Source organism: Vibrio thalassae, assembly GCF_900089835.1.
Classification (GTDB): Bacteria; Pseudomonadota; Gammaproteobacteria; order Enterobacterales; family Vibrionaceae; genus Vibrio; species Vibrio thalassae.
Genome location: NZ_OANU01000029.1, coordinates 1 through 12509 on the forward strand (window position 1 = coordinate 1; position 12509 = coordinate 12509).

The following is a 12509-nucleotide window of genomic DNA, read 5'->3' on the forward strand; positions in this document are numbered from 1 at the left end:
CTTTGCGATTACGCTTCCGTACGCCGCTCTCAAGCTGAAGTTTTTGCCACTGGGGTAGAAAAGCCTGACAAAAGTCATCGACATGGCAAAATAAGTCCACTAATTTGTGCATAGCTGGTTCCTTGTGATAAGTCTCTCTTGGTCGAAAGATCTGATCGCAGAACCAGCTTTTAGTTCCCTTCTTTTTTTATCCCGAGTTCAGGTTAATTAGGTATTGCTTATTGTCTTTGTGCCATACTTTCTTGGATGAGTCATGGCGTCCGCCATTACGACAAAGCCACAAAACTATCCCGAATTCGTAAAAAACACGCTCTAATACCCAATCTATTTAGTCAGAATTACATGAGGTATTATATTTTGGTGTTCGAATTCACACATTAAATGAGTGTTTATTTTTCTAAAAAACTGGTTTAATGAAAAATAAATGGTCAAAATTTATCATTAATGTGGAGTTTCATAGTATATATTTGCTATATATTAAGAATATTTGTCGATAAAATATCATCTAATGCATATAATATCCCAGCTTTCGAATGTGCATCAATTTTTTCGTTCGAGCATTTATTCTTTCCTTAGCCCAATACTATGAGGTTCCGATGTTTGGGATATTTAAACCTATGGCGCATATCGACCGTTTATCTTCAGATAAGATCGATAGCACTTACACACGACTACGATGGCAACTGTTCATCGGTATTTTTGTTGGCTACGCGGGTTATTACCTAGTCCGCAAAAACTTTAGTTTGGCAATGCCCTATATGATTGAACAGGGTTTCAGTCGCGGTGAGCTGGGGGTGGCTTTGGCTGCTGTTTCTATTGCTTATGGCTTATCTAAGTTTTTGATGGGGAGCGTTTCTGACCGCTCTAACCCACGTTATTTCTTAAGTGGCGGCTTGTTAATGTCAGCGCTCGTCATGTTCTGCTTTGGTTTCATGCCTTGGGCCACCGGCAGTATTACCGCGATGTTTATCCTTCTTTTCCTGAACGGCTGGTTCCAGGGTATGGGTTGGCCAGCATGTGGACGAACTATGGTGCATTGGTGGTCACGTAAAGAGCGTGGCGAGATCGTATCCGTATGGAACGTTGCTCACAATGTGGGTGGAGGATTGATTGGTCCAATGTTCATATTGGGTCTGTGGGCTTTTAACGACGATTGGCGCACCGCCTTTTATGTTCCTGCATTTTTTGCCATTCTCGTCGCTATTTTCATCTGGTTTACGGTAAGAGATACCCCTCAATCCTGTGGTCTACCACCTATTGAAGAATACAAAAACGACTACCCAGATGATTACAATAAATCTCACGAAACCGAGATGACAGCGAAAGAGATCTTCTTTAAGTATGTATTCAATAACAAACTGTTGTGGTCTATCGCTATTGCAAACGCGTTCGTTTACCTAATTCGTTATGGTGTGCTTGACTGGGCACCTGTTTACCTAAAAGAAGCGAAAGATTTCTCAGTGGACAAATCTTCTTGGGCTTACTTCTTGTATGAGTGGGCAGGTATACCGGGCACGTTATTGTGTGGTTGGATCTCAGATAAGTTATTCAAAGGTCGCCGCGCTCCTGCTGGTATCTTGTTTATGGTTCTGGTCACCATTGCAGTTCTGGTTTACTGGTTTAATCCTGCAGGTAACCCAACCGTTGATATGTTAGCTCTTATTGCGATTGGCTTCCTAATTTATGGGCCAGTAATGCTTATCGGTCTGTACGCACTTGAACTAGCACCTAAGAAAGCTGCGGGTACGGCGGCTGGTTTAACGGGTTTGTTCGGCTACTTGGGCGGTGCGGTTGCAGCTAACGCAGTACTTGGCTTCATGGTTGACCATTTCGGCTGGGATGGTGGATTCTCTATCTTGGTTAGCGCTTGTGTCGCCTCAATCATCTGTCTGCTGTATGCGTTAGTCGGCGAGCGCAAGCACCATAAAGAGAAAAGCCTCGAGCGAGAGAAAGAAGCACTAGCCTGAGACCACCACTTTTAACTTTCTTATTAACCTCAGATCTGGTTAAGCCAACACTAGGTAATTACTTTCTAACAGCTCAAATTCTTGAGCTGTTAGAGCCAAGTGAGGTGCTTCATCTATCAGGCAGTAGGCAATGAGCACTCCCATCAGATTCAAGATAAATCCGTGCATGCTGCGGTGTCGGGAGTGTTCGTTGTACGAGATATGTTCAATCGCGTGACTCCGTAACGAAGAACGGCTCCCAATCGAGAGCCGTTTTTCCGTCTAAATCTGAGTGCGCATAAAACTTAAGTTAAATGTTGAATGATCACAAATGTTGAATGATTGGACTCCAGCCAGACTGGACAGTTCATTAAGCGACATTTTGCTGTTCAAAGTTAACTGGGTGGGTATCGTTATTTAGTTATATAGAGACCTCGAACTTGTTTACTATTCACAAGCACCTGCTTTATAGACTAAAATTTTTGTATCCTTGACGTGATAATTGGCCAAAATTAGGTGTTAACTATATGAATAATAAAAATAAACCATCGATTCTAGTTGTGTGCATGGGCAGCACAGCTGGTTCTATTAACTGATTGAAAAATATAAGTAAACTTACGTTTCCAAAATTGCTCCAATGGAAGTTCTCCAAAATGTGAGAGTGTTTTTGGTGTGCTTCAAGGGTGTTATAGGTGGCTAAGTATGAGTTACTGGGTCACGTATAGTTTTCGAAGACATAAAGCCTCTAACCTTTTACCGCTAGATTTTTGCTAGAGATAGTGTGGAAACCGATAGCTTTGAGTTTGGTCTTGGTAAAATACCCAGTTTGGTTCATGGTTTGACTCCTTGGTGTTAACGCCAGGTTCGATGGTGCTTCCGATAGCTTCGTAACTGCGCATTTTGGTTACCAAAAACAAACCAAAGATGACTAAAGCCAGTAAAGTAAAAATGCCGCTCATACTTCCTCCCCTTGCTTGGATTGAGATAAGTTGGAGAACACTCTGCTCCTTTCATCGCTGATGCTAACACCCAGCCAAGCGCCAAGAGTCCGTTTGGTGATTACTTTTTGCTCTTCAAGATAAATAAAACTGACAAGCAGCCTTGTGCACGCGTTGAAATTTATAATGTACTATTTTTCAATTAGTTATGTGAAATTGAGTTTGTTGGGAGGGTTTTCACAGCGATACTGAAAGGTCGTTTTGAGGGCAAATTCGCTCCAAAATCCCTCCAAAACTATTCACAAGTACCTGATTTATCGACTAAAATTTTTTGTATCTTTGACGTGAAAATTTGCCAAAATTAGGTGTTAACTCTATGAATAATAAAAAGAAACCATCGATTCTAGTTGTATGCATGGGCAATATTTGTCGCTCGCCAACGGGCGAAGCGGTATTACGCTCTAGAGCCGCGAATCAAGGAGTTGAGGTCCTTATCGATTCAGCAGGGACGATTGGCTACCATCAAGGTGACGCCCCTGATAAGCGAGCTCAGGGCGCTGGCGAAGCTCGTGGTTACTCGTTTTCTGGAATAAAAGCGCGACAAGTGACAGATGAAGACTTTGAGATCTTTGACGTGATTCTAGCCGCAGATAAGGATAACTTGGCCGACCTTAAACAACGTTGTCCTCAACATCTCAAGTACAAACTTTCGTTATTTCTTAGCCATGGCTCTTCATCCTATAGTGAGATCCCAGACCCTTATTATGGAGGAGAGCAGGGCTTTGAGTTGGTGTTGGATCTCATTGAAGAAGCGGCCGATGCAGTGTTAGCCAAAGTCTAATGGCAAAAACGCAGCTTAACTGCGTTTTTAGAATGATCAATAGTAAGGATTTATTTGCTCATTTCGCCACGTAGCACTTCTAACATTTTCGCTTTGACTTCTTCGTAGCCCAAGTTTTGGCTAAGTAGATAGTGTAGCTTGGCTAGAGCCGCTTCTGGGGTCATGTCAAAACCGCTGATAACTCCGGCATCGGCTAGGGCACAGCCAGTAGCATAACCGCCCATATTGACTTTACCTGCTAGACATTGGGTGAGGTTGACCACAATCACGCCACGTTCAGAAGCTTCTTTTAGGTGTGCAAGAAGTTCGGGGTTTTGCGGGGCATTACCAACACCAAAAGTGAGCAATATCATAGCGTTAACAGGTTGAAGTAGCGTGTTACGAATCACTTCATGTGAGATGCCTGGGTACATAGTAATGACCCCAATAGGCTGTGGTGTAATGTCGTGTACTTTAAACTTGCCCTCAGGCATTTTGTTCAGTTCTACACCACTACCTAACTGAATATTGATACCCGCTTCTAAGATCGGCGCCATGTTTGGAGAGGTAAACGCGTTAAAACCATCGGCGTGAGATTTGGTACTGCGGTTACCACGCATGAGCTGGTTGTTGAAAAATAGCGTTACTTCATTAATGGGATAATTTGCGGCAATGTGCAGGGCATTTAGAAGGTTAGCTTGTCCATCTGAGCGAAGCTCCGCCAACGGTATTTGCGAGCCAGTGACAATAACAGGTTTGCCTAGATTTTCTAGCATAAACGACAGTGCCGACGCGGTATAAGCCATGGTATCGGTACCATGTAAAATCACAAAACCGTCATAGTGGTTGTAGTTATCGCGAATATCGTCCGCAATCTGCTGCCAATCCGCAGGTGTCATGTCTGAAGAGTCAATCAACGGCTCGTATTCGTGAATCGTGAACTCTGGCATTTCGGGGCGATGGAATTCCGGCATACTAGCCAGTTGCTTTTCCATAAAACCCGCGACTGGAATATAGCCGTGATCGGACTTTTGCATGCCGATGGTGCCACCAGTGTATGCAATATAGATGTGTTTTCTTGTCATGCCAGGAATCGCTTTGTTATCAAAGGGAACAGATGCTGGCGATTATAACCAAAACCAACAAAAGAGCCACCGATTGGTGGCTCTGGATAAGGGAATTTGTTAGCCCGTGATACTTACTCGATGTTACAGGTCAAACACAGCACGTATTGACCTTTCGGATCGTTGAAGCTTTCTAGCAAACTAGCGTGTTGCTGCAATTGAGTCGCAACTGGCAGTAAGCTCTGTGGAACCCAAGCGGATAGGTCGAGTCCAAGACTCACTTTTACTTGCTGCATGATATCTTGCACGAATTGTTGTGCTGGGCTGAGCGGTTCTTCCACCCAATAGATATCGTATTTCTCCATTCCGCCGAGCTCAGCGGCAAGAGCGACCGCATCGTCAAAGTCACCAATCTTGTCTACAAGGCCACGTTCTAACGCATCTTTACCAGTCCAAACGCGCCCTTGAGCGACAGAGTCGACATCCGTGACCGACATGTTGCGGTTATTTGCAACTAACGTAATAAAGCGCTTATAGCCATTTTCTATGCCCATTTGGAATGCTTTAGAAGCACCTTCACTGATGCCAGTGGTAACGCCAACGCCTGAGAATGGGGATGTACCCACACCATCGGTATTAATCCCAATATTGTTTAACCCTTTCTCGAACGTTGTCACCACACTAAAGATTCCGATAGAGCCGGTAATCGTTGTCGGCTGAGCCATAATCTTGTTCGCGTTCATAGAAATCCAATAACCGCCGGAGGCAGCAACACTCGACATAGACACCACAACAGGCTTACCTGCGTCGCGAAGTGCTTGGACTTCGTTGCGAATCACTTCTGAGGCAAAAGCACTTCCCCCAGGGCTATCGACACGCAGTACAACCGACTTCACTGAGTCATCTTCACGTGCCTGTTTGAGAAGGGCTGCAGTACTGTCGCCGCCGATAGTTCCTCGTGGCTGCTCACCATCCATGATGGTGCCACTTGCGACGATGACGGCGACTTGGTTGTCTGATTGTTCAGGTAAATCGTAAGGCATGGAGGCTAAATATTCATAGTAGCCTACTGCATTGAAACCACCCTCACCGTCGCTACCGAACGCTTCTACCATCGCCTGATTTACTTGCTGTTTAGTGACAAGCTCGTCGACCAACCCAAGTCGTTTGGATAGCGCAGCTAAATCGCCGTCAGCAGCTTCAAGCTCTTTGAGGAATTCATCCATGGTTGGCGTCAAAACACTGGTTTCGATTTGACGGTTAGAGGCAACATCATCAACGTAGGCTCCCCACAGCTGAGAAACCCAGCGAGTGGCGGATTCTTTTGCTGCCTCTGACATATCATCACGAAGGAAAGGTTCTACCGCTGATTTATAAGTACCAACTCTAAAGACGTGCGTTGTCACATCGAGTTTCTCGAGTAACGTCTTGTAGTACATTGAGTAAGCGCTGTAACCTTTGATGAGTACCGCGCCATCAGGAGCGAGATAAACTTTGTCGGCATAACTGGCGATATAGTATTGGCTTTGGTTGTAAAAAGCGCCGTAAGCGTAAATTGGCTTGCCTGTCGCTTTGAACTCGTTCAACGCTTTAGCGATGTAGCGAAGCTTAGTTAAACTGGTTTCTGGCATGTCCCTTAGGGACAGAACCAATCCTTTAACAGAATCGTCGGTGGACGCGTGACGAATTGAGTCTACGATGTCAAACAACACGTTTTCTTTTGGCAGATCACGCCCAAATAGTGAACCCGTGACTGAGTCCATAGGGTTAACATAGCTACTTTGCTCAACGATAGGTCCAGAAATATTCAGGACAAGCGCGGCCTCTTTTTGGGCCGCTTCTGGTGTTGGTTCTACTTGCGTGAAGGCAAAATAGAACATTGCGAGCACAGCGAAGAACAGCAAATTAATAATGGCGAGCCTGGTAAAGTTAATGACTTTCCAGATGCCTTTGAAGATCAAACCGATAAACCGAAATACTTTTTTCATCATCTCTCCACATCACCAAAAAGGTGAGTGTTTTTGTCCCTAAACATCAACTACTAGTGTAGCGTTGGCGTGGCAGATTCACTGTATCAATAATGTAATTGTACGTGTATGTTGCCACTATCACTCAATCAAGGTTTTAAGTGAATAAAAATTAAAGACTTAACATACTAGATTAAGTTCAAAGATTCAGAAAAAATTTTCTTTAATGTTGAGAAAATGTAAACGCCAGTTTGATTTTTTAACCTTTACATAATATTCTGGTCAGACCACAACTATAACAACGGAAGTGAAGTCTGCTATGTACCCGAACTTACTGAAGCCTCTCGATTTAGGATTTACCCAATTATGTAATCGTGTGTTAATGGGATCGATGCACACAGGTCTTGAAGAACACAAGGAAGGACTGCATAAGCTCGCTGCGTTTTATGAAGAGCGAGCGAAAGGTGGCGTTGGACTGATTGTCACCGGTGGCTTTGCGCCAAATTTGCGTGGACGTCTCGCCCCATTTGCAGCGGAATTTAGCAAACCAAAACATGCTAAAGCGCATAAGGTCGTGACAGAGGCGGTTCATAAACATGGCGGCAAAATCGCATTGCAAATTCTTCACGCTGGTCGTTATGGTTACCATCCGTTTTCGCAGAGTGCTTCAAAAATCAAATCGCCAATCTCACCGTTTGCGCCCAGTGACATGAGCAGTCGCCAAATCTGGAAGACTATCGACGCCTACGCTAACAGTGCTTCGCTGGCACAAGAAGCTGGGTATGACGGTGTGGAAATCATGGGCTCGGAAGGGTATCTCATTAACCAATTCATCTGCAAGCGCACCAACGTTCGTTATGATGAGTGGGGTGGCAGTTATGAGAACCGTATTCGTTTACCGCTAGAAATAGTGAAAGCGGTCAGAGCGGCAGTGGGTAAAGAGTTCATTATTATTTTCCGACTCTCAATGCTAGATCTTGTTGAGCAAGGCAGTACTTTCGAAGAAGTTGTTCAGCTTGGGCAAGCGCTTGAGCAGGCGGGTGTGACAATTATTAATACAGGCATCGGTTGGCATGAAGCCAAAGTGCCGACGATTGCTACCCAAGTGCCTCGCGGCGCGTTTACATGGGTAACCGAAAAAATCCGTCCTTATCTGAATGTGCCTGTGATCACGACTAACCGAATAAACACGCCAGAAGAAGCAGAGCGAATACTCTCTTCTGGACAGGCTGACATGGTTTCCATGGCAAGACCTTTCTTGGCCGATCCAAACTTTATCGCGAAGGCAGAGCAAGGTAAGTCGCAGCTTATCAATACGTGTATTGGTTGTAACCAAGCTTGTTTAGATAATGCATTTAAAGGCAAGCGCGCCACTTGTTTGGTCAATCCTCAAGCGTGTTATGAGACGGATTTAATCGTCAAGAAAGCGGTAAACAGCAAGACCATTGCTGTGGTAGGTGCAGGGCCGGCTGGATTGGCATGTGCGACTATGTTAGCGGAGAAAGGCCATTCAGTGGACCTATTTGAAAAGAGTGACCGCATTGGTGGTCAGTTCCGTTTAGCGATGCAAATTCCGGGTAAACAAGAGTTTAGAGAAACTATCCGCTACTTTGCTAACCGTATTGATGAAACAGGCGTTAAGTTGCATCTTGATACTGAAGCTACCGCTGACCTTTTACATGAATATGACGAAGTCGTTATGGCGTCAGGTGTTCAACCTCGAATGCCTAAACTTGAAGGTATTGATAACCAAAATAAAGTGATCGACTATCAAACCTTAATTCGGGATAAAACGCCTGTCGGCGACAATGTAGCGATTATGGGCGCTGGTGGTATTGGTGTTGATGTGGCAAGCATGATTACTGAACCGCATGGTCAAACGCTTGATGACTGGTTGCACGAGTGGGGCATAGATAAAACGATCGAACATCCTGGTGGATTGTTCCCATTCCCAGAGGAAGTGACCGATACCAATGTCTGGGTTATGCAGCGTAAAGAGGGGCGTGTCGGTAAAGGGCCTGGTAAAACGACAGGTTGGATTCATAAGAAAACCTTAGAAAAACGCGGTGTCCATCTGCTAGGCGGTGTGACCTATAACAAAATCGATGATCAAGGCTTGCACATTACTGTTAAAGGTAAAGAGCAGCTAATACCGGCAGATAAAGTCGTTATCTGTGCGGGGCAGGAATCAGTGAAACCGTTTGAAGACCAATGGCAAAGCTTTGGCGATAAATTGCATGTGATTGGTGGTGCTGACTATGCGGGTGAACTGGATGCCGTTAGAGCGATCCGCCAAGGTGTCGAGTTAGCCGCGAAATTATAATGCACATTGAGAATGGTTCTTGCTTTTGCTGTCATGACGTTAACGTTTTGTTATAATGAGCGTTATTACAACAAACAAAAAGGGAAGTGTTATGGATGCCCTAGAACTGTTACTCAATAGACGTTCGATTGCTCGACTTGCTGAGCCTGCTCCTGAAGGAGAAGCGCTAGAAAACATAATTAGAGCGGGGCTGCGTGCTCCCGATCATGCGGGGCTTACTCCGTGGCAGTTTGTTCTAGCGCAAGGCAATGGCAGGCAGAAATTAGCTGACATCTTAAGCGATGCTGCGATCCGAGCCGGTAGTGATGAGGCAGTGATTGAAAAAGCCAAGAAAGCGCCGTTTCGCGCCCCGATGGTGATCACTGTCATCGCGAAAGTCACGCAACATGACAAGGTGCCAGCGATTGAACAACATCTTTCTGCTGGCTGCGCAGTCCAAGCGATGCAAATGGCGGCAGTGGCACAAGGTTTTCAAGCATTCTGGCGTTCAGGTAAATGGATGTTTGATGAACATGTTCGTCGAGCGTTTGGCGTTGAAGGTGATGATCAAATCGTGGGTTTTCTCTACGTTGGCACGCCGGGTTGTACACCGATGAAAGCACCTGAGCGTGATTTAAATAAATACGTTAAGTTTCTCTAACGAAACTTTTAACTGGCTATTTATACAGTTTTTCTTGATTCCTAAAGGTAAGCTTAGTTAAGCTTACCTTTATTCTTTAGATACCTGTGACTCTTCTCTATGACTCGTCTTTTTATTGCAGAAAAACCCAGTTTAGGGCGCGCCATTGCCGCCGCTCTGCCAAATCCTCAAAAGAAAGGCGACGGATACATCCAATGTGGGAACGGGGATGTGGTCACTTGGTGTATTGGTCACTTGCTTGAACAGGTAGAGCCTGATGCCTATGATGAGCGTTATAAAAAGTGGAACCTCAATGATCTGCCTATCGTGCCAAATCAGTGGCAGCTTAGACCTCGAAAAAGCGCTTCCAAACAGCTTACCGCGGTAAAAAAATTGCTAAAGACAGCGACCAATATCGTTAATGCTGGCGACCCAGATAGGGAAGGGCAACTTCTGGTAGACGAAGTGATCGATTACTGTAAGGTTCCGAAAGCCAAGAAAGACGCTGCACAACGTTTGTTGATCAGTGATTTAAACCTTCCTGCGGTAAAAAAAGCACTGAACTCTATGCGTATGAATCAAGAGTTTATTCCCCTCTCGGTATCAGCACTGGCGCGTTCGCGAGCAGATTGGCTTTATGGCATGAATATGTCTCGGGCCTACACGCTTCTGGGACAAAAAGCAGGTTATCAAGGGGTGCTGTCGGTTGGACGGGTACAGACTCCTGTTTTAGGATTGGTGGTTCGCCGTGATGAAGAAATCGAGAACTTTGTTGCCAAAGACTATTACACCTTACATGCCTTGATTCCTTATCAAGATTCGCAAGCTGCATTTGATATCCGCGCCAAATGGAAACCAAGTGAAGCCTGTCAACCTTGGCAAGATGAAGAGGGAAGAGTACTGAATAAAAAGCTGGTGGAAAATGTCGCCAGTCGTATTCAAGGACAGCCTGCAAAAGTCACTAAATCAGAGCATAAGTCGACAAAGCAAAATGCGCCGCTGCCTTATTCTTTATCTGCATTACAGATTGATGCAGCCAAGCGTTTTAACATGAGCGCTCAACAGGTGTTGGATGTGTGTCAGGCTTTGTATGAGAAACACAAGCTGATTACTTATCCACGCTCTGACAACCGATATCTCCCTAAAGACCACTTTTATCAAGCGAATGATGTGCTAAGCGCAATAAAGAACAACAGCAAAGAGCATGCGCGAGCCGTTGATGGAGCGGATAGCAGTCGTAAATCTAAGGCATGGAACGACAGCAAAGTGGATGCTCATCACGCGATTATTCCGACGCCAAAGAAAATCAGCAGCGTGCTTTCCGGGTTTGAAGAGAAAATCTATGGCTTGATTGCTCGACAATATTTAATGCAGTTTTATCCAGCCGCCGTCTATGCCGAAGCCATGTTAGAGTTTGATATCCAAGGTGGCTGCTTTATTGCTAAGGGTAAGCGATTACAGCAACCGGGATGGCGAGTGTTACTAGGTAACGCTGCCGATGAGCAAGAGGATGGCGTAGACGCTGTTCCGCCTTTAGAGGTCGGCACAGAGTTGATCTGCCGAGAAGGTGTGATTGCGGAGAAGAAAACCGAACCACCAAGACATTTTACCGAGGCGACATTATTACAGGCGATGACTGGAATCAGTCGCTTCGTTGAAGACAAATCGTTAAAGAAAATCTTACGTGAAACTGATGGTATTGGAACCGAAGCGACACGTGCTGGTATTCTTGACACTTTATTTAAACGCAAGTTGCTTAATCGTCAAGGGAAATCAGTGATGAGTACGTCTGCGGGGAGAGGGTTAATTCATGCACTACCCGATGAATCGACTTATCCGGATATGACGGCTCATTGGGAATTTCAACTGCAAGGTATGGCCGAGAGAACGCAATCCTATACACCGTTTATGGCAGAGCTCAATCATCGCCTTGAACAGCTGATGCAACAAGTGAAGTCAGGGCCTGTGCCTGACTCTCTTAAGAACTTACCTAAAGTTGAAAGGCCCGCCTTTAAGAAACGACGCTTTAGTAAAGGCAAAAAAGCGCCGAGCAAAACGAAAAGCCGCGGTTAACATCAGGCGAGGATTGACCTACCAAGGAAGAGGTTGACCGTCGAAGTTAATAAACTGACCAGAGTGGGCCGTGTCGGCGTTTTCGATAACCTTGAACAAGCCAGATGCTGACTCTGTGGTTGAGATAAGCGCATTTGGCCCGCCCATTTCGGTTTCCACCCAACCCGGATGTAAGGCTAACACTATGATGCCTTCTTGGCTTAAATCGTTACTCAAACTCTTAACCACTGAATTTAGGGCGGCTTTCGAGGAACGATAGATGTATCCGCCACCAGACGTATTTTCTGTCATGCTACCGACCTTAGAAGATAAACAAGCGACCTTCTTAACCGCAGAGCGTTGAATTTTGGGATACAGCGCTTCTACTAATTTAAGTGGAGCGATGGTGTTTATCTCTAATACTTTGCGCCATTCATTGATGTCTGTATTACCGAAACCGTAGCCTTTAGGGCCATAATAGCCAGCGTTATTGATCACAATATCCAGGTTTGGTAGTTGTGCGACGAGTTGTGGGTAGGTCTGATAGTCGGTGACATCAAAGCAGTACGTGGTCAGATTTGATTCACTGACTTCTAACAACAACAGCTCTCTCGCGCTGCTGGCACTTCGATAAGTCGCATGAACTTGATAGCCTGATTGAAGGTATCTTTTGGTAAGAGCTAGCCCAATGCCTCGATTTGCCCCTGTAATGAATACGGTTTTCATATGCGCTTCCTGACGATAAGATGCCTCTATTATAAATGAAAACCAGAGTGTCTG

Annotated in this window: 9 protein-coding genes and 2 pseudogenes; 5 read left to right on the forward strand and 6 right to left on the reverse strand. The window is 45.1% G+C overall.

Going from position 1 to position 12509, the window contains the following annotated elements; all coding sequences use genetic code 11:
* Window positions 1-112 (reverse strand): annotated as a pseudogene (locus VTH8203_RS25680) (IS982 family transposase); the annotation flags it as partial.
* A 484-nt stretch (window positions 113-596) separates the two neighbouring features.
* On the opposite strand from VTH8203_RS25680, the gene glpT reads away from it, so the two are divergent.
* Entirely contained in the window at window positions 597-1967 is a 1371-nt protein-coding gene (gene glpT / locus VTH8203_RS10930; RefSeq protein ID WP_096993714.1) for a glycerol-3-phosphate transporter, read from the forward strand.
* A gap of 39 nt (window positions 1968-2006) precedes the next feature.
* Here the strand turns inward: glpT and VTH8203_RS25685 are convergent.
* Both VTH8203_RS25685 and VTH8203_RS10940 read right to left on the reverse strand, forming a co-directional pair.
* Window positions 2007-2177 (reverse strand): annotated as a pseudogene (locus VTH8203_RS25685) (IS982 family transposase); the annotation flags it as partial.
* 539 nt (window positions 2178-2716) lie between these two features.
* Complete coding sequence (locus tag VTH8203_RS10940) at window positions 2717-2905, reverse strand: hypothetical protein (protein ID WP_096993715.1); 189 nt, start codon at window positions 2903-2905, stop codon at window positions 2717-2719.
* A gap of 355 nt (window positions 2906-3260) precedes the next feature.
* Between VTH8203_RS10940 and VTH8203_RS10945 the strand changes: the two genes are divergently transcribed.
* Entirely contained in the window at window positions 3261-3725 is a 465-nt protein-coding gene (locus tag VTH8203_RS10945) for a low molecular weight protein-tyrosine-phosphatase (RefSeq protein ID WP_096993716.1), read from the forward strand.
* Window positions 3726-3775: 50 nt separating this feature from the next.
* Here the strand turns inward: VTH8203_RS10945 and ansA are convergent, their stop codons facing one another.
* Both ansA and sppA read right to left on the reverse strand, forming a co-directional pair.
* Window positions 3776-4789, reverse strand: a complete 1014-nt coding sequence (gene ansA / locus VTH8203_RS10950) for an asparaginase (protein ID WP_096993717.1) — start codon at window positions 4787-4789, stop codon at window positions 3776-3778.
* 113 nt (window positions 4790-4902) lie between these two features.
* Window positions 4903-6756, reverse strand: a complete 1854-nt coding sequence (sppA, locus tag VTH8203_RS10955) for a signal peptide peptidase SppA (RefSeq protein WP_096993718.1) — start codon at window positions 6754-6756, stop codon at window positions 4903-4905.
* 298 nt (window positions 6757-7054) lie between these two features.
* Between sppA and VTH8203_RS10960 the strand changes: the two genes are divergently transcribed.
* The 3 genes from VTH8203_RS10960 to VTH8203_RS10970 all read left to right on the forward strand — a co-directional run bounded on the left by VTH8203_RS10960 (window position 7055) and on the right by VTH8203_RS10970 (window position 11750).
* Window positions 7055-9058 (forward strand): NADPH-dependent 2,4-dienoyl-CoA reductase, encoded by a 2004-nt coding sequence (locus tag VTH8203_RS10960; protein WP_096993719.1) that lies wholly within the window; start codon window positions 7055-7057, stop codon window positions 9056-9058.
* A gap of 91 nt (window positions 9059-9149) precedes the next feature.
* Window positions 9150-9698 carry an NAD(P)H nitroreductase gene (locus VTH8203_RS10965; protein WP_096993720.1) on the forward strand — a complete coding sequence of 183 codons (549 nt, stop codon included), beginning with the start codon at window positions 9150-9152 and terminating at the stop codon, window positions 9696-9698.
* A gap of 99 nt (window positions 9699-9797) precedes the next feature.
* The gene (locus VTH8203_RS10970; RefSeq protein ID WP_096993721.1) at window positions 9798-11750 is read left to right on the forward strand and encodes a DNA topoisomerase III; all 1953 of its coding nucleotides are present in this window, start codon (window positions 9798-9800) and stop codon (window positions 11748-11750) included.
* 18 nt (window positions 11751-11768) lie between these two features.
* Here VTH8203_RS10970 and VTH8203_RS10975 read toward each other — a convergent pair whose 3' ends face one another.
* A complete protein-coding gene (locus tag VTH8203_RS10975) occupies window positions 11769-12455 on the reverse strand; it encodes an SDR family oxidoreductase (protein ID WP_096993722.1) in 687 nt (228 codons plus the stop codon).
* Window positions 12456-12509: the final 54 nt, after the last annotated feature.